At 67.7% G+C, this 24,951-nt stretch carries 20 protein-coding genes; 14 read left to right on the forward strand and 6 right to left on the reverse strand.

What is annotated here, in order from left to right; all coding sequences use genetic code 11:
• Positions 1-75: 75 nt before the first annotated feature.
• Entirely contained in the window at positions 76-1,866 is a 1,791-nt protein-coding gene (locus FNX44_RS06655; protein ID WP_143647040.1) for a stealth family protein, read from the reverse strand.
• 545 nt (positions 1,867-2,411) lie between these two features.
• Between FNX44_RS06655 and FNX44_RS06660 the strand changes: the two genes are divergently transcribed.
• The 6 genes from FNX44_RS06660 to FNX44_RS06685 all read left to right on the forward strand — a co-directional run bounded on the left by FNX44_RS06660 (position 2,412) and on the right by FNX44_RS06685 (position 15,918).
• Positions 2,412-6,614 (forward strand): LamG-like jellyroll fold domain-containing protein, encoded by a 4,203-nt coding sequence (locus FNX44_RS06660; protein ID WP_228449711.1) that lies wholly within the window; start codon positions 2,412-2,414, stop codon positions 6,612-6,614.
• Between the two features lie 195 nt (positions 6,615-6,809).
• Positions 6,810-13,226 (forward strand): RHS repeat domain-containing protein, encoded by a 6,417-nt coding sequence (locus tag FNX44_RS06665; protein WP_143647042.1) that lies wholly within the window; start codon positions 6,810-6,812, stop codon positions 13,224-13,226.
• 640 nt (positions 13,227-13,866) lie between these two features.
• Positions 13,867-14,019: an Imm32 family immunity protein gene (locus FNX44_RS29975; protein ID WP_438873698.1), complete on the forward strand. Its 153-nt coding sequence runs from the start codon at positions 13,867-13,869 to the stop codon at positions 14,017-14,019.
• A 148-nt stretch (positions 14,020-14,167) separates the two neighbouring features.
• Complete coding sequence (locus tag FNX44_RS06675; RefSeq protein ID WP_143647043.1) at positions 14,168-14,707, forward strand: hypothetical protein; 540 nt, start codon at positions 14,168-14,170, stop codon at positions 14,705-14,707.
• 231 nt (positions 14,708-14,938) lie between these two features.
• On the forward strand, positions 14,939-15,133 hold the full coding sequence (locus FNX44_RS06680) for a hypothetical protein (protein ID WP_143647044.1): 195 nt from the start codon (positions 14,939-14,941) through the stop codon (positions 15,131-15,133).
• Between the two features lie 341 nt (positions 15,134-15,474).
• Entirely contained in the window at positions 15,475-15,918 is a 444-nt protein-coding gene (locus tag FNX44_RS06685) for a hypothetical protein (RefSeq protein WP_143647045.1), read from the forward strand.
• 185 nt (positions 15,919-16,103) lie between these two features.
• Here the strand turns inward: FNX44_RS06685 and FNX44_RS28815 are convergent, their stop codons facing one another.
• From FNX44_RS28815 to rpmB, 3 genes are all read right to left on the reverse strand, one after another.
• Positions 16,104-16,454 (reverse strand): hypothetical protein, encoded by a 351-nt coding sequence (locus FNX44_RS28815; RefSeq protein WP_143647046.1) that lies wholly within the window; start codon positions 16,452-16,454, stop codon positions 16,104-16,106.
• An 81-nt stretch (positions 16,455-16,535) separates the two neighbouring features.
• Positions 16,536-16,841 carry a 30S ribosomal protein S14 gene (gene rpsN / locus FNX44_RS06695; RefSeq protein WP_143647047.1) on the reverse strand — a complete coding sequence of 102 codons (306 nt, stop codon included), beginning with the start codon at positions 16,839-16,841 and terminating at the stop codon, positions 16,536-16,538.
• Positions 16,841-17,077, reverse strand: a complete 237-nt coding sequence (rpmB, locus tag FNX44_RS06700) for a 50S ribosomal protein L28 (protein ID WP_143647048.1) — start codon at positions 17,075-17,077, stop codon at positions 16,841-16,843. The genes rpsN and rpmB overlap by 1 nt, the downstream gene beginning before the upstream one ends.
• Positions 17,078-17,131: 54 nt before the next feature.
• Here rpmB and rpmG point away from each other — a divergent pair, with 54 nt between their 5' ends.
• The 5 genes from rpmG (at position 17,132) to FNX44_RS06725 (ending at position 19,987) form a co-directional block, all read left to right on the forward strand.
• The gene (gene rpmG, locus FNX44_RS06705) at positions 17,132-17,296 is read left to right on the forward strand and encodes a 50S ribosomal protein L33 (protein ID WP_143647049.1); all 165 of its coding nucleotides are present in this window, start codon (positions 17,132-17,134) and stop codon (positions 17,294-17,296) included.
• Positions 17,297-17,371: 75 nt separating this feature from the next.
• On the forward strand, positions 17,372-17,626 hold the full coding sequence (locus FNX44_RS06710) for a type B 50S ribosomal protein L31 (protein WP_143647050.1): 255 nt from the start codon (positions 17,372-17,374) through the stop codon (positions 17,624-17,626).
• Complete coding sequence (locus FNX44_RS06715) at positions 17,626-18,804, forward strand: CobW family GTP-binding protein (protein WP_143647051.1); 1,179 nt, start codon at positions 17,626-17,628, stop codon at positions 18,802-18,804. The genes FNX44_RS06710 and FNX44_RS06715 overlap by 1 nt, the downstream gene beginning before the upstream one ends.
• A 341-nt stretch (positions 18,805-19,145) precedes the next feature.
• On the forward strand, positions 19,146-19,385 hold the full coding sequence (rpsR, locus tag FNX44_RS06720; protein WP_143647052.1) for a 30S ribosomal protein S18: 240 nt from the start codon (positions 19,146-19,148) through the stop codon (positions 19,383-19,385).
• Between the two features lie 365 nt (positions 19,386-19,750).
• Positions 19,751-19,987 carry a DUF397 domain-containing protein gene (locus FNX44_RS06725; protein ID WP_143647053.1) on the forward strand — a complete coding sequence of 79 codons (237 nt, stop codon included), beginning with the start codon at positions 19,751-19,753 and terminating at the stop codon, positions 19,985-19,987.
• Positions 19,988-20,445: 458 nt separating this feature from the next.
• Here the strand turns inward: FNX44_RS06725 and FNX44_RS06730 are convergent, their stop codons facing one another.
• Positions 20,446-20,994, reverse strand: coding sequence for an ATP-binding protein (locus FNX44_RS06730; RefSeq protein WP_143647054.1), 549 nt, complete (start codon positions 20,992-20,994; stop codon positions 20,446-20,448).
• 332 nt (positions 20,995-21,326) lie between these two features.
• On the opposite strand from FNX44_RS06730, the gene FNX44_RS06735 reads away from it, so the two are divergent.
• The 3 genes from FNX44_RS06735 (at position 21,327) to FNX44_RS06745 (ending at position 24,302) form a co-directional block, all read left to right on the forward strand.
• The gene (locus FNX44_RS06735; protein ID WP_143647055.1) at positions 21,327-22,166 is read left to right on the forward strand and encodes a Sco1979 family transcriptional regulator; all 840 of its coding nucleotides are present in this window, start codon (positions 21,327-21,329) and stop codon (positions 22,164-22,166) included.
• Positions 22,167-22,311: 145 nt separating this feature from the next.
• Positions 22,312-23,769, forward strand: a complete 1,458-nt coding sequence (locus FNX44_RS06740) for an aldehyde dehydrogenase family protein (RefSeq protein WP_143647056.1) — start codon at positions 22,312-22,314, stop codon at positions 23,767-23,769.
• Positions 23,770-23,837: 68 nt separating this feature from the next.
• Positions 23,838-24,302, forward strand: a complete 465-nt coding sequence (locus FNX44_RS06745; protein WP_500273971.1) for a Uma2 family endonuclease — start codon at positions 23,838-23,840, stop codon at positions 24,300-24,302.
• A 93-nt stretch (positions 24,303-24,395) separates the two neighbouring features.
• On the opposite strand, the gene FNX44_RS06750 is transcribed toward FNX44_RS06745, so the two are convergent.
• Positions 24,396-24,911, reverse strand: a complete 516-nt coding sequence (locus tag FNX44_RS06750) for a DinB family protein (protein ID WP_143647058.1) — start codon at positions 24,909-24,911, stop codon at positions 24,396-24,398.
• Positions 24,912-24,951: the final 40 nt, after the last annotated feature.

Here is a 24,951-nt window from a genome sequence, read left to right on the forward strand (position 1 = left end):
CCCTTCCCCAGCGCGTACGAGCGCTGAGCCTCCAGCCGGGGCGGCGCTATGCGCGCGGCCGCCCCGGCTGGAGGCTCAGCGCTCGTACGCGCTGGGGAAGGGGAAGTACGCCTCAAGGAAGTCGGTGACCCGACGATCGATCGCCTCGCGCTCGTCGTCCTTGATGTCGACGTCGTTCACGCAGAACAGGTCGTACGCCCGGTTCTGGAGTAGATCGTCCAGCCGCTCGTCCATGTCCGGCTCGCCGAGGCCGACGTAGCGGTAGTTGAAGACGCCAGGCACCGCCCGTCCGGTCAGGTAGGCGTAGTGGTGGTGCAGGCTGGCGCCCATGCTGATGTCCGTGGTGGACCTGAACCGGGAGCGGCTCGTGCGCTCCACGTCCTCGGCGAACCGCTCCTCCAGCTCAAGCATCACCGAACGGATCTGGGGGTGCGGGGTGTGCTTGAACTTCTGCGTGATCAGGCGGTCGTGGGTCTTGAGCAGCAGCTCGCGCACGTTCTTGCCGGCGGAGTTCGGCGCCGGCTCCTCCGGGTGCGGAGCACCGATGCCGATCTGGACGGGGGAGAAGGGCAGCTTGGCGATCCCGTTGCCGTGGAAGAACAGGTCGGCGGACACCTTCCGCCCGAGGAACACATCGTCGTTGAAGTACAGGTACCGCTCGGAAAGACCCGGTATGTGGTGGAGCTGCGTGGCGATCGCGTGGGAGTTGAACACCGGCAACGCGTCGGCCTGCTGGAAGATCTCCTTGTGGTCCACCACGGTGACCAGACCGGAGGTGGTGTTCAGCCATGACGGCGTCTGTCCGTCCGTGACGATGTAGACGTGCCGGACGAAGTCGCCGTACATCTCCAGACTGCGGAGGGAGTACTTCAGCTCGTCCCTGCTGATGTAGCGGGAGGCGCCTGTCTCGCGGCTGGCTATCGCGAGACCCTGCTGCTCACGGTAGGAGTCGCGAACCCGGCGAAGCTCGGGGTCGTCGCCGTCGACCCAGGTGTAGACGATGTCGATCGGGAAGTCGATCTCTTCCAGGCGGGTGCCCTGCATCTCGGCGTACGCGGAGACGGACCGGTTGCCCACGGTGCGTCTGACGGGCGTCCGGGCGTCCGCGGGCAGGACCTCGGTGACGGGATTGGGGCGCGGCGCCACAAGCGCTGTCTCCAGCACCTCGGGCGGGGTCTGGGTGCGCAGCCCCGCGCGTCGGGCGGCGTCGGGAGTGCCGTCCAGCAGTTCGGCGCCGTCGCGCCAGAACTCGATTTCGCAGGCGTAATCGAGGTCGGCCAGTAGCTGGCCGTCCGGACCCAGCAGGAGTTCACCAAACCGGATGGTGCGGGCCCGCTTGACCTCGGCACCGAGCGCACCGTCGGCGTACAGCGAGGCCGAGTCGGGGAGGCTGTCCTTCCCGCTCCGGGCGGCGTAGAGGGCGCCGCCCCGGTAGGTCTCGCGGAGGGCCGACAGCACTGCCTTGCGATCGGAAAGACGCACGCCGATCACGTGGCGGGTGAGGGACCGGGACGGGACAAGGAAGTGCTCGATCCCCGCTTCCTCCAGGACGCTGACGACCAGGTCGAGGTTGTGGGCCGAGGCGGCGGAGGAGGTGAAGCGCTCGACGGTTCGACCGGGGCCGACCACTCGACCGATGAACTCCCGGTCGCCGACGGTCACCGTCCGCAGTTCGTCGTCGCCGGCCAGCAGCTCCTGGCGCCGGGCGGCGATCTTCTCCGCCCGGGCTTCCGCCTTCCGGCGTTCGGCCTCGGCTGAGGCTGCCTGCTTGGCAGCCTCCTGCGCGAGGCGCCGTTCCTCGGCGCGCCGCTCACGTACAGACCTGGGCAGGAGCCGTTCACCGCCGCGGGCTATCCGTGACCTCATCCTGTCCCCATCCGTGGTCGTCGCAGTTTCCAGCCAGTAGCAAAGACAGCTCGGCGAATCATACGTAAAGCAGATGTAAACGCGAATGGTTGTGCGAGTGGTCAGTGAGTCGCGAGGCATGGCCTGATCTCCTCCCGGCCGGCCGGTCGGTCCGCCGCGGGTGGGTCCCTCGGGGCGAGCTCTGTGATCGCTCGTCCCGCGAGAGCGCGTCCTGGCAGGTCAGAGATGTGCGCCGGGGCTACTCGCTGGTCAAATACTTGTGACGCCATCGATGTCGCTTCGCGTCCGACTTGTTGTCGCCCGAAGTACAACCCTCCGGTCGCGTGAGGGGAGTCACAGTCGACTTGGGGAACCGATCATGCTTCGCCCGGATTTGTGGATCTTTCGCTTCCGTCACCGCACGGCTACGTTCTGGCCCTTGTTGCATTCATTTGGCCATCACGTGTGTAAACGGAGTGTGTGGGGGCATGGGGAGACGGGTGCGCGGAAGCGCACGAACGGGGGCGCTCGCGATCACGCTGAGTGCCGCGCTTGCGGTGGGGTTGATGCCCGCCGCGAACGCGGTTCCGGTGGAACCGCAGCAACCGACTGAGACCGCATCAGAGAAGACCGCCGGCGCCGCGGCGGCAACCGAGGCCGAGGCGCTGGAGCAGGCGAAAGCCACCGGCGAGCCCGTGGAGATCGCCTCTCAACGGGCCGAGAGCAGCGAAGTGTTCGCGCTGCCGAACGGCAACCTCGAGCGACGCGAGTACCTTCGGCCGGTCCGGACGCGACTCGGCGGCAAGTGGCGTGACGTCGACACCGACCTCGTGAAGCGCGAGGGCGTCGTCGCACCCAAGGCGGCCACGGTCGGGCTGGAGTTCTCCGGCGGCGGGAAGGCACCGCTTGTCCGCATGAACCGTGCCGGCCGGCAACTGGAGTTGGGCTGGCCGAGCGTACTGCCGACACCAGTGCTCGACGGCGACACCGCAACCTACCGCGAGGTGCTCCCCGGCGTAGACCTGCGCATGGGTGCCCAGCCCGACGGCTTCACCCAGATCCTCGTCGTCAAGTCCGCCGAGGCGGCGGCCAGCGACGAATTGACCGAGCTTCGGCTGAAGCTCGACGCCGAGGGACTGGACATCGAGGAGACCGACGAGGGCGGACTGGCCGCGCTCGACGAGGGCGCCGGCACGGCCGTCTTCGAGGCGGCCACCCCCGTCATGTGGGACAGCAGCCGAGGCGCCGACGCCGAACCCAAGGCCAGCACCAAGCTTTCCGCTCCCGCCGCACGCTCCCTCGACCAGTCGAAGAGCGCCGCGCAGGCCGAGCGGGACGAGCCCGGGGCCGGCGAGTCCGGCAAGCTCGCCCCAGTGGGTGTCAAGGTCCGCGGCGAGCGCGAGCTTGTCCTCACGCCCGACAGAGACGTGCTGCGGGGCAAGGACACCGAGTACCCGGTCTTCATCGACCCGCAGTGGTACAGCCCCCGCGCCAGTGCCTGGACGATGGCCTCCAAGTACTGGGCCAACTCGCCGCAGTGGAAGTTCAACGGCGACCCGGACGCCGGCATGGGCTATTGCGGCTGGGCCTACTGCCAGCCGCAGGACACCAAGCGCCTCTTCTACCGCATCCCGACGTCGAAGTTCTCGGGCAAGAGCGTGCTGTCCGCCGAGTTCGTCGTGCGGAACGTCCACTCCGCGTCCTGCGAGGCGCGTGGTGTGCAGCTGTGGCGCACCAAGGACATCAACAGCTCCACGACCTGGAACTCCCAGAACGCCTCCGGCTTCTGGATCAACCAGCTCGCCTCACGTTCCTTCGCGCATGGCTACACCGGCTGTGCCGCCAAGGACGCCGAGTTCAACGTGAAATCGGCGGTGCAGGAGGCGGCCGACAAGAAGTGGTCGACGCTGACCTTCGGTCTGCGCGCCTCCAGCGAGACCGACCGCTACGGCTGGAAGCGCTTCTCGGACAAGGCGTTCCTACGGGTCCAGTACAACCGCCCGCCGTCGCAGATCAAGATGTCGCAGCTCACGATGGAGTACGGCGGCACCTGCAAGAGGCCGGAGAACCCCGCCCGGGTGCGCAGCCTCGGCAAGATCTACGCCAACAACGTGACCGACCCGGACGGCGACAACGTCTCCGTCCAGTTCCAGGCCAAGTGGGACAGCGGCGACGGCAAGGGCCTGATCGCCCGCTGGAAGCCGTCCCGTACGACGGCCAAGAAGTCCGGCTCGAGCTTCTCGATCTCACTGCCGTCGAGCATCCCGCAGAACCGGACCGTTCACTGGTACGCGCGCTCCTACGACGGTGCCCAGTACTCACCGTGGTCCTACGCCGGTGATCCGACGGGCTGCTACTTCGTGTACGACACCTCCGTGCCGAAGGCGCCGACGATCAGCTCGGGCGAGTACCCGGCATCCGACCCGGAAGACCCGCAGGACCCGTGGCACGACGGCGTCGGCCAGTACGGACGCTTCACGCTGAAGGCATCCGACGGCGACGTCACCCGCTACCGCTACGGCTTCAACGGTGACCCGATCGCCGCCAACCAGATCACCACCTCCGGCGGCGCGGCCCGCACCGCCGACCTGTTGCCGGCAAAGCCCGGGCTCAACTTCGTGACGGCCCAGGCGTTCGACTCGGCGGGCAACGCCTCCGAGGTCCGCACCTACCAGTTCCGCGTGAAGTCCGGACAGCCCGAGCGAGCCACTTGGCAGTTCGACGAGCCGGTCGGCGCCAGCCAGGCGGAGGGCACCACCCCGGCTCGTGTCGCGACACTCAACGGTGGCGTGACCACCGGAGTAACCGGAAAGAAGGGCAAGGCCGTCCGCTTCGACGGAACCTCCGGCTACGCCAGCAGCGACATCCCGGTCGTCGACACCAACCGCGGCTTCACGGTCTCGGCGTGGGTGAAACTGGACAACAAGCCCCAGAACGCGGCGATCATCGCCACCCAGCCCGGCAACCACGTCCCCGGCTTCGAGCTGTACTACTCTGCGGCGCTCGACCGCTGGGTGTTCAACCAGTACGAGACCGACACACCCGGCTCGCGGATCATCCGCGCGATGGCGTCCCAGCCCGGAGGAGTGACCGCGGGCCGCTGGACGCACCTCGTCGGCTCATACAACAGCGTGGACAAGGTCCTCCAGCTGTTCGTGGACAAGAAGCTGGTCGGCGAGACCCCGCTGCCCAACGCGTGGAACGCACGCCGTGGACTCCAGATCGGCGCCGGCTCCTACGGCGGTCAGCCGGGAGCCTTCTTCCCCGGGTCGGTCGACGATCTCCAGATCTTCGACAAGCGCATCACCCAGGGTGAAGTCGACAACCTCTACGCCCATCAGCGGGTCGGTGACCCCGGACGTCCCGCTGTCGCCGTCTTCAGCATGGACGAAGCCGCCGGTGCCACCCAGGTCGCCGGGCACGGTGACGTTCTGCCGGTCGACTACCACGGTGGTGTGACCACCGGACGGGACGGCGTGGCCGGCAAGGCGGTCAGGTTCAACGGCACAAGCGGCTACGGCAAGATCGGCAGCACCAGCGGGCCGCACGTCGTCACCAGCCGCAGCTTCACCGTCAGCGCCTGGGCGAAGCTCGACCGCAAGCCCACCGAAGCGGCCATGGTCGTCACGCAGGCCGGAAACCACCGGTCGGGCTTCGAGCTGTACTACAGCGCCTTCCACGACCGCTGGGCCTTCAACCAGTACAAGGCTGACAAGGCTGACGCCGGCTTTGTCCGAGCCATGCAGCCGACCGGCGGCACGACGCGTGTCGGAGAGTGGGTTCACCTGACCGGTGTGCACGACACCGTCGCCGACACCCTGACGCTCTATGTCAACGGAGTTCTGCAGAGCACCACCAAACTTGGTGGCGGTTTCTACGCCAACCAGTCGATGTACGTCGGTGCCGTCGCCTACAGCGGCTCGATGGCCGGCTACTTCCCCGGCACCATCGACGACGTCCGCGTCTTCACCCGCCCGGTGTCCGGCACCGAGGTGCAGCAGCTCTTCAAGCAGCGGCCGGTCGTCAAGGGCCGCTGGATGTTCGAGTCCGGCACCACCAGCGTCCCGGACGAGTCCCCCGAGGGGCAGGCCATGACGCTGGCCGGCGGAGCCCGCCGCGTCAACAACGGCTTCTTCGGAGGCGGCCTGGAACTGGACGGCAAGACCGCCTACGGCAGCGTCCCCTCCGTCCCGGTCGACACCAGCGGGAGCTTCACGGTCACCGCCTGGGCGCAGGCCGCGGCGCTCCCGACAAACGGCGTCGCGCTCGTCGGAGCCGAAGGCACCAACCAAGGCGCCTTCACCGTCCGCTATATACCGGACAGCAGCGAGCGGACACCCGGCCGCTGGCAGCTGGAGGTGGGCGACCGCGACTCCAACTCGGCGACGGTCGCGCACGCCGAGAACGGCAACTTCAACGACGCGCGGGAGTGGACGCACCTCACGGTCGTCTACGACGGCTTCGCGAAGGAGATGCGCCTGTACGTCGACGGCCAGATGGAGGAGTTCGTCTGCGCCGACGACGACGCGGACGGCGACGTCGACGACAGCGCCTGCCGGGAGCTCGTGCCGTGGGCGGAGAACGCCCTGACCTACAAGGCGAGCAAGACGCTGCAGGTCGGCCGTACCAAGCGCGCCGGCAGCTGGGGTGAGTACTTCCCCGGCCTGGTCGACGACGTCTGGGTCTTCCAGGGCGCCCTGAGCGACACGCAGGTCGAACGCCTCGCGGCGGAGTTCTTCGAGATCCCGACCGAGGTACCGAACGCCTGATCACGCAGCGTACGGGCCGGAGCCGACACGGGCTCCGGCCCGTACGCACACGACCACCCAGCCAGTCACTGACAGCGCGCCGCCCCACCGGTGGCGCTCGAAACGAGGACTGAGGAAACGATGAACGGGAAAGCAGGACCGCGCCGAAGAGGCGGCGCGTTCCGTAGACGAACGGCCCTGGGGATATCGGCGGTCATGGTCGCCACCCTCCTCCAGGCCGCCGCGATGCCGACCGCCGGCGCGGCCGACAAGGACAGCGGACTGCCGGGCCTCCCGGCAGCCGAGAAGCCGGTGGACGGCAAGGCCGTCAAGAAGACCAAGCCGCGCGCCGCCACCGGCCTGCCCTCGGAGGAGAAGCCCAAGACCGCCTGGCCGAAGGCCGACTCGGCAGTGGTCGAGATCCCCGAGGCACCGGCCAAGGCCGGTAAGGCAGCCAAGCCGGTCGAAGCCAAGGGCCTGCCGCTCGCGCTCAGCGCCGGGCAGCCGTCCACCAAGGCCGGCCGTGCCGCCGAGAACAACGGCGGCAACGGCCAGGTCCGGGCGCGCGTCCTCAGCCGCAAGACCGCCGAACGCGCAGGCGTCGACGGCCTGCTCTTCACCCTGGAACCGCAGCCGGAAGCCACGACCAAGAACCGCCGTGCCGCCGAACAGGACACCCCGGCGAAGGCTGCCGACACCGCCGAGAGCGTCGGTACCCGCCTCGACTACTCCGGCTTCGCCGACGCCTACGGCGGCGGCTACGGCTCCCGCCTCACCCTCGTCGAGCTGCCCGAGTGCATCCTGACGACCCCCAAGAAGGCCGCCTGCCGCAAGACGAAGCCGGTCCCGACGACCAACGACACCGAGAAGCAGACCCTCACCGCCGACGCGGTGACCTTGCGCACCTCCAGCCCGACCCTGATGGCCGCCGTGGCCGGCGAGGAAGGCGAGAACGGCGACTACACCGCCACCTCCCTCTCCCCGTCGGCGACCTGGGACACCAACCTCAACACCGGTGACTTCAGCTGGTCCTACGACATGGGCGTGCCCGACGTCCCCGGCGGCATGACGCCGAACGTCGGCCTCAGCTACTCCTCCGGCTCGATCGACGGCCGCACCGGCGGAACCAACAACCAGGGCTCCTGGGCCGGCGACGGATTCGACCTGTGGCCGGGCTACATCGAGCGCCGCTACAAGCCCTGCGCCGACGACGGCGTGAAGAACGCCGACGGCAACAAGCCTGGTGACCTCTGCTGGGCGTACGACAACGCCTTCATCACCTTCAACGGCAAGGGCGGCGAACTCGTTCCCACCAGCGGCAACGAGTGGAAGTTCAAGAGCGACGACGGCTCCCGCATCGCCCGCCTCACCTCAAGCAACCGGGGCAACGGCGACAACGACGGCGAGTACTGGCGCCTCACCGACCCGGACGGCAACCGCTACTACTTCGGTTTCAACCGCCTCCCGGGCTGGTCCTCCGGCAAGCCGGTCACCAACTCCACCTGGACCGTCCCGGTCTACGGCAACAACTCCGGCGAGCCCTGCAACGCCGCCACGTTCAAGGACTCCTGGTGCCAGCAGGCCTGGCGCTGGAACCTGGACTACGCCGTCGACCGCCACGGCAACGCGCTCGCGTACTACTACACCAAGGAACAGAACTCCTACGGGCGCAACCTCGACGCCAAGGCCAACACCCGCTACACCCGCGGCGGCTACCTCAACCGCATCGAGTACGGCCTGAAGTCCAGCTCGATGTACGGCACCAAGGCCCTGGCCCGCGTGCAGTTCACCAACGGCGAGCGCTGCTTCGTCTCCAAGTACTCCGACTGCGCGTCCATCGAGGAGGACACGGCCTACTGGCGCGACACCCCGTGGGACCTCAACTGCGACGCGAGCGCCGAGTGCGACCGCGGCCGCTTCTCCCCGTCCTTCTGGACGCGTAAGAGGCTCACCCACATCACCACCGAGGTCCTGAACGGCAGCACCTACGACAAGGTCGACACCTGGCAGCTGCGGCACGCCTGGGGCAAGGCCGACATCGACTACCAGCTGCTGCTCACCTCTATCGAGCGCACCGGCCACACGGCCACCCCGACCATCAAGCTGCCGCGCACCACCTTCGCGTACACGCAGCTCGTCAACCGCCTCGACAAGACCGGCGACGGCTACGCGCCCTTCGTCAAGTCCCGCGTCTCGACCGTCGATGACGAGTCCGGCGGCCAGATCTCGGTCAACTACTCGGCGCCCACCTGCGACGAGAACAACCTGCCCACACCGCAGAACAACACCACCCGCTGCTTCCCGCAGTACCTCGGCGGCTCCGGCACCGACGACCCCGAACTGCAGTGGTTCAACAAGTACGTCGTCACCTCGCTCACTGCGACCGACCGCACCGGCGGCTCGCCCGACCAGGTCACCCGCTACCAGTACAACGGCGGCGCCGCCTGGCACTACGACGACGACAACGGTCTGACCAAGGAGAAGCACAAGACCTGGTCGCAGTGGCGCGGCTACCGGCACGTCAGCGTGCTCAACGGCGGCCAAGGCGGCACGTCCGCGATGCGCTCGCAGACCGACAGCTACTTTCTGCGCGGCATGCACGGCGACCGGCAGAGCCCCAGCGGCGGCACCAAGTCCGTCAGCGTCACCCTCGACGAGGGTGAGGGCGACCCGATCACCGACCACGACGCCGTGGCCGGCTTCAACTACAAGACGGTCACCTTCGACAAGCCGGGCGGCAAGGTACTCGCCAAGACGGTGAACCGCCCGTGGCGCCACGAGACCGCCAAGAAGGTCCGGGACTGGGGCACCATCGCCTCCCACTTCACCGGCACCTCCTCCTCCCGCGACTGGGTCTCGCTCGACGACGGCGCCGGCTCCGACTGGCGCACAACCTCCGTCTCGACGACGTACGACACGGTCGCCGGCCGCGTCGTCCAGGTCGACGACCGAGGCGACACCAGCACCGCCGCCGACAACCAGTGCACCCGCACGACGTACGCCACCAACACCTCGCTCAACATCCTCAACGCGGTCTCACGCGAGGAAACGGTGTCCACGGCCTGCGCCAACAGCCCGAACCGCGCGAAGGACGTCGTCTCCGACGTCCGGACCGCCTACGACGGCGGCGACTACGACGCCCCGCCGACCAAGGGCGACGTCACGGCGGTCGCGACCCTCAAGTCGCACAACGGCACCACGGCCACCTACCTGGAGTCCGGCAGCACCTATGACTCCTACGGGCGCCCCCGCAACACGACCGATCTGACCGCGAACGTCACCGCGAGCAGCACCGGCGGCGTCGTCCGCACCGCCCGCACCGACGGCCGCACCAGCACCACCACCTACAGCCCGGCGACCGGCTTCCCGACGACCATCGTCCAGAAGACCCCGCCGGCCAAGACCGGTGACAACACCACCATCCAGACCACGACCACGGAGGTCGAGCCGCTACGCGGCCAGCCGGTGTCCGTCGTCGACACCAACGGTGTCAAGACGACCCTCACCTACGACGCCCTCGGCCGCTCCTCGAAGGTCTGGCTGGCGGACCGCCTCACGGGCACCACGCCCGACAAGCAGTTCGTCTACCACGTCAACAACGGTCAACCGGTCGCGGTGGAAACCCGCACGATGACCACCGGCGGCGGTTCGCAGGTGCCGTCCTACACGATCTACGACGGCTTCCTGCGCGAGCGGCAGACCCAGGCGCCCGGCCCGAACGGCGGCCGCCTGATCTCCGACGTCTTCTACGACGAGCGCGGACTTGTCAGCAAGACGTTCGCGCCTTACTACAACGAGAGCGCCCAGAGCCGGACGCTCTTCCAGCCCAACGACGCGCTCACAGTCGAAACCCAGACCCGTCACGTCTACGACGGCCTGGGCCGTGAAACCGAGTCCCGGCAGATCGCCGGCAACGGCGACGGCGGCACTGTGCTCGGCGTCACCCGCACGATCCACGGCGGCGACCGCACGACCGTCATTCCGCCGGTCGGCGGCACCGCGACCACCACGCTGGTCGACGCGCGCGGCCTCACCACCGAGCTGCGCCAGCACCACACGCGTTCCGCCACGGCCGCGTACGACACCACTCGCTACGCGCACAACAACCGCGGCGAGCTGACCCGGGTCACCGACCCCGGCGGCAACGTCTGGACGTACACCTACGACCAGCTCGGACGTCAGATCCAGACGACCGACCCGGACAAGGGCACGACAACCCAGACGTTCAACGACCGCGGCGAGACCACGTCCCGCACCGACGCGCGCGGTGTGAAGCTGGTCAACGTCTACGACGGCCTCGGTCGCCAGACGGCCGTGCGCGAGAACAGCACGACCGGTCCTCTGCGCATGACCTGGACCTACGACACCGTCAGCGGCGCCCAGGGCCACCTGGCCGAGACGACCCGCTATGTCAACGGCTCCACGTACACCTGGAAGATCACCGACTACGACAAGCACTACCGCGCGGTGCGCACCGCCGTGGAGATCCCCTCCTCCGAGGGTGCTCTCGCCGGCACGTACCACGAGGCGTCAACCTTCTACATGAACGGCCTGCCCCGGGCGCGCAGCTTCTCCGCCATGGGCAACATCACCGGCAAGGGATGGAACTACAACTACGAGGACGACACCTTCCGTCCGACGGCAGTCTTCTCCGACGGCTTCCGTGCGGACACGGTCTACTCCCTGACCGGCAAGCCGCTCCAGTACACCCTGGGCGCTTCCGGAAGCGGAACGAAGAAGACGCAGGTCACCAACACCTTCGAGTGGGGCACCCAGCGTCTCGCCACCTCCCGCGTCGACCGCGAAGAGGTACCGGGCGTCGACCAGCACAAGACGTACCGCTACGACGAGATCGGCAACGTCACCTCGATCTCCGACGTCTCGCGCGACGGCACCGACACCCAGTGCTTCACCTACGACTACCTGCGGCGTCTCACCCAGGCATGGACGCAGGGCACCAAGACCTGCGCCGGCGCCCCGACCGCGTCCAACGTCGGCGGAGTCGCCCCCTACCGGCACTCCTACACCTACGACAAGGTCGGCAACCGCCTCACCGAGACCCTGCACGACGTCGCCGGTGACAGCACCAAGGACGTCCGCCGCGCCTACGAGTACCCGGAGACCGGCCAGCCGCAGCCGCACACCCTGAAGTCCGTGACCCAGACCGGCCCGACCGGCACATCACAGGACACCTACGGCTACGACGAGACCGGCAACACCACCAGCCGCCGCGTCTACGGCACCACCCAGCAACTCACCTGGGACGCCGAAGGCCGCCTGGCCCGCGTGTCCGAACCCGTCGAGGGCAAGGCCGACAAGGTCACCGAGTACCTCTACGACACCGACGGCAACCGGCTCATCGCCCGCACCGACAAGGAGACCACCCTTTACCTCGGCGACCACACCGAACTCGTCCTCCCCAAGGGCGCGTCGAAGCCGAAGGCCACCCGCTACGTCCCGCTGGGCGGCGGCCACCAGGCCGTCCTCTCCGACGACGGCAAGTGGACTCTGACGGTCGCCGACCACCACGGCACCGGCAACCTGGCTATCGAGGCCGCGACGCTGGAGATGACCCAGCGCCGCACCCTCCCCTTCGGCGGCCTCCGCGGCACCCTGCCGAACTCCTGGCCCGGCACCAAGGGCTTCGTAGGCGGCACCGACGACACCGACGTCACCGGCCTGATCCACCTCGGCGCCCGCGAATACGACCGCATGACGGGTCGCTTCATCTCCGTCGACCCGCTGATGGACCTGACCGACCCCCAGCAGATCCATGGCTACACGTACTCGAACAACAACCCAGTGACGCTGTCTGACCCAACAGGCCTCATCCCTGCTGACTGCATCATGATCAGCGGCATCAGCTGTTCCAAGAAGGACGGCCGCTGGTCTGCGGAGCCGCCGAAGAAGAAGTCCAAGGAATCATCCACCGGAGGTGGAACCGGAAACGCAAAGCCAAAGGTCACATCGAACACGGTTCCTGTAGTAGACGCCAGGACCACGAAATATTTTGGTAAGAAGATTGACGAGAAGACCTACAAGTGGTTCCAAGACATGGGATACCAGGGCTCTCGTAGCTTCACTATCGATGAGGCGGCAGCCTTCTCGAGTGCTGATCTAAGCGGTCGCGTGTATACCATTCTCTGTCAAATGCAGGGACGGAATATAGCTGACTGCCAAGGGGAGCGTACGGAGATATTCGCCGATGTTGAGAAGTGGCATAACGATCGGAACGTATTCGCGGCTGGAGCGGCTCTTCTTGTAGGTACAGCTGCTACTGCCGCGGTTTGCGCTTCGACAAGCGTTGCCTGTGTGAGTGCAGGTCTCGCAGTGACGGGGGGCGCTGCCTATCTGGCAGGGACGGAAAAGAAGGACTGGACCGTTTCTGGTCTTGTGATCTCGTCGGCGGCTTCAGGCGTGGCCGGTGGTGCCGGTGTCCTCGTCCAGGCTTCTAGGGGTGGGGCGCAGGTGGTCGCTCGAGGCTCACAAGGAGTGGGTGGCGGCGCGGCTGGCTCGGTAGGGTCCAGCTCATTGGCTGAGCGAGTTATCGAACTTGAGATATCTGTAACTCAGATGGAGTTGGCGGTGGTACGCTTGACGCGATATGCGCGCGAGGCTGGGATAATCAAGTGATTGTTCAGCGAGACAAGCGATTGGGGATCCGATTGTGCGGCTTATCGACTGGTACCTGGGGCTCGATCGTGGCGTGCGAATTTTCGTCATGGCTGTGTGCGGAGTGGTTTCCTTGCTACTCTGCTCTCCACTATCCTCGCCAATGAATATCGCGATACCTCTGGCGATATCCTCCTTCCTTGCGGGGTGTGCTACTAAGTAGTTCTGGGGACTTCCCTTCTTTGATTCTGTGCTAGCCGTGAACGCTGGCCCATCTCGATTGGGTGGGTCAGCGTTCGCATTTCATGTGAAAGCGAACCTCCTTCATCCTGTCTCGCAGGGGCGAAATGGCCTGGTCGGCGCTGGTGGTGACGAGGCGGGCCACTCGTCGTTGGCGTGGTGATTCCACTCATCACGCCAGCGACCGGAAGGGGTGCCCTGTTTATTCCGTATCCTTCCATGCTCGATGTCCCTCACGAGCTCGTTGAGTCAAGCGCACTACTGACCTGCGACTACTCAGCATGCAGGAGGTTCATTAAGTTAGGAGGACTCGATGGAACAAGTGATTGTCACCCCCGATTACCGGCCTGATGAAGGGCTGCGCTTCTTCTGAGATGAGGGATTTGAGATTGCGGTCTCTGCGACTCGATCGGAAGTACTCATTAAGGCCAACCGTGCGGGGCTCACTTCATTGGCGCGACACCTTCTTACGCTTGTGCAGGAGGGGGTAACCAATGGGATGCATGTCCACCTTACTGCTGGCCAAGAGATCGAATCCGAGATTGATCTGATCCTGGAGCGGATGGCAGACTGAGTCTCTCCGACTCACAAATGTTCGGCTGATCGCGTTCTGCGTGGATAGACGTACCGAAGGCCCGAGGCTTTACATCTGCGCTCCCGTGATTTCAGTGCGTTTGATGCGCAAACTTCCTCTCCTCGACGGCAACGGAGGAGAAGATCGCATGTCTAAAATTGAGTGGAGTTCATCTTTGAAGCGCATTCTTAGGCAGCTCGTATGCCTCGTCATTTTCGCGAGTGTGGCTCCGCTGGTGGCGTGTGAGCCTTATCGCTATGAGGACGCCGCCCGTGATCAGGAATTTTCGCGGAGTGACGCGGAGGGTGTGTGGCGTGGATGGCGAGGCAGCGTACCGGAGCTTCTTCCTTCCGGTGAAGCGAGGGTGCGAAAACTTGATGGCCAGAACTCTTTCCATGCTGAGGGATGGCGAGTTTCGGGCGGAGGTAGCTGGACCTACTATGGCAAAGGAGAGTACAGAGTTAAGAGGAATGTTGGGACTGGTCCGGTGGTAGAAGTGAAGATAAAGACTGAAAGATTCGAATGGCGTGATTGTGGCAAGATGGAGGCGTTGCAGGACTGTAATCGGGAAGAGCCCTATGGGGTAATTGAGTGGGCATTCGGAGTGACTGGTGAAGGGGAACCGCAGCTCTTTTTCTTGGTGGGAGACCCGGATCATCAGAATCTCTATCTCATGGAGAAAGAATGAGCTTTCTGCTTTCCTGGTGAGCCCGTGCACAGTACTGTAATCAGTCAGGTGTCACCAGTGGCGCAGAACTCGGTGTTCACACTCTCGTGCTGAGGTCAGGTCGGGGGCCGTGTCGTCCAGGTCGACGACCGAGGCGACACCAGCACTGCCGCTGACAACCAGTGCACCCGCACGACGTACACCGCCGACACCGACCTGAACCTCCTTAACGCGGTCTCGCGTGAGGAGACGGTGTGCACGGTCTGCGCCAACAGCCCGAACCGCGCGAAGGACGTCGTCTCCGACATCCGCACCGCCTACGACTGCGACGCTCCGCCGACCAAGAGTGACGTCACGGCGGTCGCGACCCTCAAGTCGCACAACGGCACCACGGCCTCCTACCTGGAGTCCCCGCATCGCCTACGCCTCCTACGGCCGTCCGCTTAACGCGACCGACCTGACCGCGAACGTCACCGCGAGTAGCACCGGGGGCGTCGTCCGCCCCGCCCGCACGGACGGCCGCACCAGCACCACCACCTACAGCCCGGCGACCGGCTTCCCGACGACCATCGTCCAGGAGCCCCCGCCGGCCAAGGCTGGTGACAACACCGCCATCCAGACCACGACAACGGGCCGACATCCCCACAAGCAGTTTCCCTACGGGGCTAAGATCAAATATCTGAACGAAGCATCGCTGGCGCTGCAGCACTTCATAAAGGGAAGTCAAGCGGATGTTGAACTCAATATTTGGTGGAGCGACCGGATGTCACTCCGGTAGTAGGCGTCGCATGTCAGTGCTGTTGCTGGTATGCGTCCTAGGGCTTCCCTCCCTCGTGGCCTGTGGGCTTCTGGAAGACAAAGAGGATAGGCCTGAAGTCAGCGAGGTAGTTGGCCTCTGGCGTGGGGGAGGTGAGAGAACCGTGGAGTTTCATGCGTCGGGTGAGGTCGAACTCGGCAACGTCAGATGCAAGGAAGTGCTCGCCTCTGCGGGCTCCGGCATGGCCAACAAGGTCGGCGAGTGGGAAGTGGGACAGGATCGGACTGGTGCGGAGGTAATCCTTCTCGAATTCCCGAAGGGGTTCTGTGACTCCCGGGGTAGCATGGAGCGGGTATTCTACTACTATCGGAAGTCTGGGGAGCTTTATCTTCACCTAACGAACCCGGATATGCATGACAAGAACCTCACGTTTCGCCGAGTTTCGGTTCATGCCGATGGGGATTCTGATCAATAGCGGTTGACTGAGATCGTGGCATCGGTCTTCATGTCCAGATATCTGGACATGAAGACCGATGCGTTGTGCCGTTTGATTGGCTTGCGTAGGTTGGCCACCTGAAAGCGACAGCGAGGCGGTGTCGGTCAGATCCGCGTGCGGCTGCATAGACGCCTGGCTTCGGCCGTGGCCCCGTCAGTGTCAGGTCACCCGTCCAAGGTGGACCGCAGGCGGACAAGCCAGTGTTGGCAGGTGGCGAGGGTAACCGGGGTGAAGAGCTCGGGGGTGGATAGTTCGAGCAGGAACTGGGTGAGCAGGTCGAGGTCGTTGTCGTTGATGTCGACGTCTTCCTCGAAGTGCACGGCTTGGGTCCAGGCGGCGAGCTGCGAGGGGATGGCCAGGCCGGCGATGGTCCTCTCGAGCGCGGCGGCCGCGTGCGAGCGGGTGAAGGTGACCGTGGCCGGGCCAGTGTGACGGCGGAGGGCGGCGCGGAGCTCTGGGAGGTCGCGGCGCCAGTGGATGAGGTCTTCGAGCGTCTCGCGCCGGGTGGTTGCCACGGCTTCATTCTGCTGTGTGCCTGGGAGGCGGTGCCCGTCCGGGGCGTGGGGCGGTGGCAGCCCCGGACGGGTGGGCGGCGGTTACCAGCTGGATTTGGTGACGCCGGGGAGGTGGCCGGCGTGGGCCATCTGGCGGAGGTTGATGCGGGAGAGGCCGAAGGCGCGGAGGTGGCCTCGGGGGCGGCCGTCGACGCTGTCGCGGTTGCGGACGCGGGTGGCGCTGGCGTCGCGGGGCTGGCGGGAGAGTTCGCGCTGGGCGGCGATGCGGTCGTCGTCGCTGGTGGCCGGGTTGCGGATGATCTCCTTCAGCTCGGCGCGGCGGGCGGCGTAGCGGGCCACGATCTCGCGGCGCTTCTCGTTGCGCGCGATCTTGCTCTTCTTTGCCATCAGACCTTCTCCCCTCGGGCGCGGATGCGGGCGACCGCCTGCTCGATGCCGATCGTGTCCACCGTCTTCATGCCCTTGGTGCTGAGCGTGAGGCGGACGAAGCGGCCCTCGCTGGGCAGCCAGTAGCGCTTGCGCTGGATGTTGGGGTTGAAGCGGCGTGAGCTTCGGCGGTGGGAGTGGGAGATCTGCTTGCCGAACGTCGGTGCACGTCCGGTGAGTTGGCAGTGGGCGGACACGGGGTTGCTCCTCCAGCTAGATGGAAATGATTTTCGTTTGTGTATAGTACCCGCATGCCACGCAACGACCTGCGCCCGGTCGTCCGACTCCGGTCGACGGCCGGCACCGGATACACCTACGTCACGCGCAAGAACCGCCGTAACAACCCCGACCGGATGGAGCTGCGGAAGTACGACCCGCTGGCCCGCCGGCACGTCGTCTTCCGCGAACAGCGCTGACCGGCCGGTCAGCCCGTCGCGGCGGCGCGCCGCGCGTCGGGCGCGTACGCGCCGAGAGCAACCAGGAGTGCCCCTATGAAGCCCGGAATCCACCCGCCGTACCGGCCCGTCGTCTTCCGTGACAACGCCGCCGGCTTCGCCTTCCTCACCCGGTCGACCGCCACCAGCGAGCGCACCGTGGAGTGGGAGGACGGCAACACCTACCCCGTCATCGACGTCGAGATCTCCTCCGCGAGCCACCCCTTCTACACCGGCAAGGCGAAGGTGCTGGACACCGCCGGCCGTGTCGAGCGGTTCGAGCGCCGTTACGCCCGTCGTGAGGCCCGCTGATGGGTGCGTACGCCTCAGCGCCGCCGCTGCCCGTCGTGATCGTCGGCGGGCTGCACTCGGACGCCCGCCGGGCGGCCGTTGACCGGCTGCTGACGACCGTGCCGGGCAGTGTGGTGCTGCACCACGACCTGTCGGAGTCGGCGAGCACGCCCGGTGCGCCGGTGCGCCGGGTGGTGCGGGAGGCCGGCGGGGTGCTGGACACGGGTGAGACGCCGCTGGTCAACAACTGTGCGTGCTGCGCGCTGCGTGAGGACCTGATTCCTGAGCTGCTGCGGCTCGCGGCGGGCGGGACGTGTCGGCTGGCCGTCGTCGAGCTGTGGGACTCGGTGGAGCCGAAGGCGATGGCCGAGGTCGTCCACGCGCACAGCGGGGACGCGCTGCGGCTGGCGGGCGTCGTGACGGCGGTCGATCCGGCGCTGGTGCTGCCGTACCTGGGCAACGGGGACGATCTCGCGGAGGCCGGGCTGGCCGCCGCGACGACCGACCAGCGGACCGTCGCCGACACCTTCGCCCGGCAGCTGGAGTACCCGACGGTGCTCGCGCTCGCGGAGGGCGAGGAGGCGGCTGATGACACCGACCGTGAGCTGTTGACGCAGCTGCATCCGACGGCCCGGCAGGTGCCGGTCGAGGCCGAGGACTTCGCGGCGGCGCTGACCGGGGGCTTCTCCGTCGCGCAGGCGGCGGACCGGCAGCACCCGGCGTGCGCGCTGCTGCCGCAGGAGGCCGACGCCGACGGTGTGACCACGCTGGTGTGGAAGCGGCGCCGTCCGTTCCACCCGGGGCGGTTGTACGCGGCGCTGGAGGAGCTGTGCTGTGCGGCTGCGCGGAGTCGGGGGCGCTTCTGGCTTGCGGACCGGCCGGACACGCTGCTCGCCTGGGACTGCGCGGGCGGTGCGCTGTGTGTGGAGGGCGTCGGGCCGTGGCTGGCCGCGCTGCCGGACGCGGCCTGGGACATGACGCCGGCCGTGCGGCGTGCGGCCGCCGCGCTCGACTGGGACCCCGAGCACGGTGACCGCGTCCAGCACCTCGTCTTCACGTCACCGGATCTCGACCGGGACAACCTCGTCGCGCTGCTCGATTCCTGTCTGCTGACGGACGCCGAGTACGCCGCCGGGCACTCGGTGTGGAAGGGCCTGTCCCCGGCCTTCGACGCGCTGCTGGACCCCGTCGCCTCCTGAGGGCGCGTCGCCTCCTGAGCGCCGCCTTCGGGTGGCCCGGTTCGGCGTGCGGGGCGGACGCTCGTGTCGTGACGGGCGCGGGCGCCACCGGCCGTGTTGGGGCGGCCGGTTGTCCTGATGCCCCGGGTGGGTCCGGGGCGTCCAGAAGCGTCCAGGGGTGGCCGACCGGCGGTGCCGCCCTTGGACGATCACCGCCCGCGGTGCTCCCAGTGCGTTGGGAGCGCCGGGGCGGTGGTCCCTCCCTCGCCTGGCCGTTCCCGCCTCCCCGGGACGGCCGGGCGCGGTCGGCGCCGGCCGCCCCCCGGGGGGGGATTTCTCATCTATCGAAAGGAACAGCTGTCGTGGCACGTCGTCAGAACGCGGGGAAGCCCGCGCGGCCCCGGCCGAACCCGCTGGACGCGGCCGGTATCACGTACATCGACTACAAGGACACCGACCTGCTGCGGAAGTTCATCTCCGATCGGGGGAAGATCCGCAGCCGCCGGGTGACGCGGGTGAGCGCGCAGCAGCAGCGGTTGCTGGCGCGGGCGATCAAGAACGCGCGGGAGATGGCGTTGCTGCCGTACGGTCCCGTGCGTTGAGCGCGTCCCGTGCGTTGAGCGCGTCCCGTGCGTTGAGCGCGTCTCCGCGTTGAGCACGTCGCGCGCTGAGGCGCGCGCTTCCGGGCCCGGCCACCGACGAATCGTCGGTGGCCGGGCCTGCGGCGTTTGTGCCGCGCGCCACGTGGTGAACCCGGCGGGCGTCCCGCACGTCTATTCGTGTGTAAACGGCATCGGATGCGACCGAACGGCACGAGTCGTCGCTGGCCGGTGCGTTCGACGGGGGCTCTGACCGGGGGTGATGAAGCCGCGACACGCTGTCGTGCACGTGCATCGGCACATGCATCAGCACGTGAACGCGGCTATGATCCCAGGAAGTTGGGTCCTGAACTACCTGGGAGAGGCCAATGCACATACAGAACGGCATGGCGTCCAAGGACCTTCACGGGGTCAGATGGCAGAAGAGCAGACACAGCAATTCCCAGGGGACCTGCGTGGAGTTCGCGAAGCTGCCGACGGGTGACGTCGCGGTGCGCAACTCGCGCTTCCCGGACGGCCCCGCGCTCGTGTACACCCCGGCGGAGGTCGAGGCGCTGCTGTTGGGTGTGAAGGACGGCGAGTTCGACCACCTGGTGGCGGACTGACGGTGTCGGTCGTCCACTCGGCCGTGTGACGGGGCGCCCGAGTGGACGACCGGCCGTACCGGCGGCCGAGCGCGAGGAGCCGCGAGGAGCCGCGAGGAGCACTGACTCCGACCGGTCGGCGCCGCCTGTCCTCCCGTGAGCCGAGGAACCGCGCGTGACGGCGGGGATCCCCCGGTGCCGGACACCCCCGTGACCCGGCCCGTGGGACCCCCGCCGCCTGTCTGTGTGCGGCCGCTGTGGTGCTGTGCGCGCCCGCTGTGGTTCGGTGTGCGGCCGTGGTGCCGCCGTGGATCGCCGCCGCCCTTGCGCGGTGGCTTCTTCGCGCGTAGCCACCGGGCCCGGCGGACGTGGGGCCGTGGCGTCCGCCGAGCGCGCGGCGCCCGTGCCCGGGGGAGCGGGGTGGACCCGTCCCGCCGGGTGTGGGGGCGGCCCGCCGTGCGTGACGTGCGGGCCGCGCCTCACGCGCGGGCTTCGGTGGGCGGTAGGCGGAACAGGGCCCAGACGACCTTGCCCGCGGTCATCCCGCCCGGTGGTCCGTCGACCGCCTCCCAGCCCCAGCTGTCGCTGAAGGCCTCGACCAGGAAGAGTCCGCGCCCGGATTCCGCGTCGTCGTCGGCGAAGCCGGCCGTGGTGGTCGGCAGTCCGTCGGCGTCCTCGTCGGAGACCGGCGCGTGTCCGCTGGGGTCGCGGACCGCGCAGACCAGCCGGGACGCCCAGCGCATCAGGTGCAGCCGCACCGGCGGGTCGAACGCGCCGCCGGGTCCGGCCGTCGGCAGGCCGTGCCGGAGCGCGTTGGTGACGAGTTCGGAGACGACGAGTGTCACGTCGTCGCAACGGCCGCCGAGCTGCCAGGCGTTGAGAGTCACCTGGGTGAACTCCCGTGCGGTCCGGACCGCTTCGTAGTGCGGGGGGAGTGCGCAGGTGGCGGAACCGGAGAGGCTGTCGGGGTCGGCCGGCGGGAGGCCCTGCCATAAGGGCTCCAGCACGGTCAGTCCTTCGGTCACCATGATGAAGCTCCCCCTGGCGTGACGGCTGTCGAGACCGGGCAGGTCCCGTGGCGGCGCAGTCCCGATGGTCTCGGGAAGCCCAAATGGGCGTGCACAAAGTGCACTTGGACTGTCTCCATGGTTGCCAATGCCGTCTGCGGATGCAAGGGCAGATGCACGTGCACGCAGATTTTTCGATCGTGTGTAACCGCGCGGGCACTCAACGGAGCCCAAAGATGGCAGACTGCTGGTCGAATGAGGGTGGGCGTCTTATCTGTATAGGAGCAAATCCGGTGACAGGCGGAGTGATCGGATCAAGCGGGTCAAGTGGGACAGGCGGGGCGGGTGGTTCGATGGTGCGCCGCATCCTGCTCGGCTCCCAGCTACGCAGGCTCCGGGAGGGCCAGGGCGTCACCAGGGAGGCGGCGGGCTACGCGATCCGCGCCTCCGAGTCCAAGATCAGCCGGATGGAGCTGGGGCGGGTGAGTTTCAAGGCGCGTGACGTGGCCGACCTGTTGACGCTGTACGGCGTCACCGAGGACTCCGAGCGGGAGCCGCTGCTGAACCTCGCCCGCGAGTCCAGCATCGCCGGCTGGTGGCACAGCTACAGCGACGTGCTGCCCAGCTGGTTCCAGACGTACGTCGGCCTGGAGGGCGCCGCCTGCGGCATCGACACGTACGAGGTGCAGTTCGTGCACGGCCTGCTCCAGACCGAGGCGTACGCGCACGCCGTCGTCTCCAGCGGCCACCGCGAGCAGGTGCCCGAGGACGAGGTGGACCGCCGCGTCGCGCTGCGCCTGGAGCGGCAGAAGCTGCTCTTCAAGGAGAACCCGGCCACCCTCACGTGCGTGCTCGACGAGGCCACGCTGCGCCGCCCGTTCGGCAGCCACGCCATCATGGACGCCCAGCTGGAACACCTCGCCGAACTGTCCGAACTGCCCAACATCAACCTCCAGGTGACCACCTTCGAACTCGGCGGACACCCCGCCGAGAGCGGCGCGTTCACCGTCCTGCGCTTCCCCGAACCGGAGATCTCCGACGTCGTCTACCTCGAGCAGCTGACCGGCTCGCTCTACCTGGACAAGGCGGAGGAGGTCAACCAGTACGAGGGCGTCATGCGCCGACTGACGGAGAACAGCCTCTCGCCCGAGGAGACCCGCACCTACCTGCACAAGATCCGCCAGCAGTACTGACGGCCGCCGTGCCCGGACCGGCCGTCGGCGCGTGCCTTGTCGGAGACGGACGAGAACCGGGCGGGAACGGTCAACTGCGCGCGTCCACACGTAAGATGACGTGCCATCACTCCGCTGATCACCTCCCACTCACCGAAGGAACGGCATGCACCCCTTCACGGAACTGGCCTCGCAGTACATAGACGGTGAATGGCGCCCCGGAAGCGGCTCCTGGGACATCATCGACATCAACCCGTACAACGGTGAGAAGCTGTGCTCGATCACCGTCGCCACCCGCGACGAGGTCGACGAGGCGTACCGGGCGGCGGAGCGGGCCCAGCGCGAGTGGGCCGCCACCAACCCCTACACGCGCCGCCTCGTCTTCGAGCGCGCCGTGCGGCTCGTCGAGGAACGCGAGCAGGAGATCACCGAGGCGATCATCGCGGAGCTCGGCGGCACGCGCCTGAAGGCGGCCTTCGAACTGCACCTCGCCAAGGAGTTCCTGCGGGAGGCCATGCACCTCGCGCTGGCCCCCGAGGGGCGCATCCTGCCGTCGCCGGTCGAGGGCAAGGAGAACCGCGTCTACCGGGTGCCGGTCGGTGTCGTCGGAGTGATCTCGCCGTTCAACTTCCCGTTCCTGCTGTCGCTGAAGTCCGTCGCGCCGGCACTGGCGCTGGGCAACGGCGTGGTGCTCAAGCCGCACCAGGACACGCCGATCTGCGGCGGCGGCCTCGTCGCGCGCATCCTCGCCGACGCGGGCCTGCCGCCCGGCCTGCTGAACGTCGTCGTCACCGACATCGCGGAGATCGGTGACGCGCTCATCGAGCACCCCGTGCCCAAGGCGATCTCCTTCACCGGCTCCGACAAGGTCGGCCGCCACGTGGCGACCGTCGCCGCCCGCGAGTTCAAGCACGTCGTCCTCGAACTCGGCGGCAACAGCGCCCTCATCGTGCTCGACGACGCGGACGTCGACTACGCCGTCGACGCCGCCGTCTTCAGCCGCTTTGTGCACCAGGGACAGGTCTGCATGGCCGCCAACCGCATCCTGGTCGACCGCTCGATCGCCGACGAGTTCACCGAGAAGTTCGTCGACAAGGTGCGGAAGCTGCCCGTCGGCGACCCCGCCGACCCGTCGACGCTCATCGGCCCGCTGATCAACTCCAGCCAGGCCGAGCGGGTCTCCGCCGCCGTCGACCAGGCGCTCGCCGACGGCGCGACCGCGTTGCTGCACGGCCGTGTCGACGGCAACGTCGTCCACCCCAGCATCCTCACCGACCTGCCGGAAGGCTGCGCGGTCCGCAACGAGGAGGTCTTCGGGCCGGTCGCGCTGCTCATCCCGTTCGACGGGGAGGACGAGGCGCTGCGCATCGCCAACGACAGCCCGTACGGGCTGAGCGGCGCCGTCCACACCGGCGACGTCGAACGCGGCGTCGCGTTCGCGCGACGAGTCGAGACGGGCATGATGCACGTCAACGACGGCACCGTCGCCGACGAGCCCATCGTGCCGTTCGGCGGCGAGAAGCACTCCGGAGTCGGCCGCCTCAACGGTGACCACTTCGTCCAGGCCTTCACCACCACCCGCTGGATCGCCGTCCAACACGGCCGCAGCACGTTCCCCTTCTGAACGCGACTTCCACGTGACCGGGCCCGAGCCCCCATCCGGGGCTCGGGCCCGCGCGTCGCCTGGAGCACTTGGCGACCTTCGAACTCCCCGCATGGATGACCCCACCCCGCCCGAGCGGCTGGGAGCCCGACGACCTCGACCAACTACCCGAGGCGCCACGGCACACCGAACTCGTCGAAGGCGCGCTGCTCTTCAGGCTCACGCCGCAGCCGTCGTGGCGCTCGCGGCTGTTGGAGAACCTGACCTTCGCCCTGCGGCAGGCGGCTCCCGACGGGTTCGAGGTCGAGCGGGAGATGACCGTGCGGCTCGACAGGAAGAGCCGTCCGGAACCGGTCCCTGAAGCCCTTCAAGTCGCGCAGGCGCGGCTCCCCCACTTCTGGCGAGTGGAGGACGAGACAGCCGGGCCGGAAGTCCACACGTACGAGCTCGACGCGATGACCGGCACGTACGTGCCGACCGGTATCCACCGCGGCCGACTGAAGGTCGCCGTCCCCTTTCCGCTCGACGTCGACCTGACCGCTCTGGTGCCGTAGGCCCTGCGGGGCCACGCCGTGTCGGACGCGGCCCCGCCGGTGTAGGACGCGGCCCCGCGGTGTCGGACGTGGCCCCGCCGGGCCCGGTGGACGTCAGCCCATGGCCTTGTGGCCGTCGATCGTTTCGCGGATGACGTCGGCGTGGCCGGCGTGGCGCGCGGCCTCCTCGATGAGGTGCAGCAGACCCCAGCGCCAGGAGCGTGGGCCGCCCTGCTGCCAGGGGGCGTCCGCGAGCACGAACGTGTCGTCCAGCGACGGCACCTCGCGGACCGCCTTCTCGGTCTCCGCTCCGACCCGGTCGTAGCGCTCGAGCAGGACGGCGACCGTCTCCTCGTCGGTGGGGTGGAAGCTCTGCTCCCACTCCTTGACGGCCGCCTCGTCGTCGGCGCCGGGCGTTCTACCGCTGCGCATCGAGTCGATCCAACCGGCTTCGCCGGAGGTGACGTGCTTGATGAGGCCCGCGAGGGAGAGTTCGCTGGCGCTCGGTGTGCTGCGGGCCTGTTCCTCGCTTATACCTTCCACCGCTTGACGGAAGGCGGCGCGCTGGCTGGCCAGAGCGGCGAGCAGGGCGCCGCGCTCGTCGCCGTGGGCCTCGGGGGGAGTGGTCATGGTTCCTCGACCTTTCGTGAAGAGCGGCGGGGTGGCGGGT

The sequence above is a fragment of the Streptomyces alkaliterrae genome, assembly GCF_007097205.2.
Taxonomy (GTDB): Bacteria; Actinomycetota; Actinomycetes; order Streptomycetales; family Streptomycetaceae; genus Streptomyces; species Streptomyces alkaliterrae.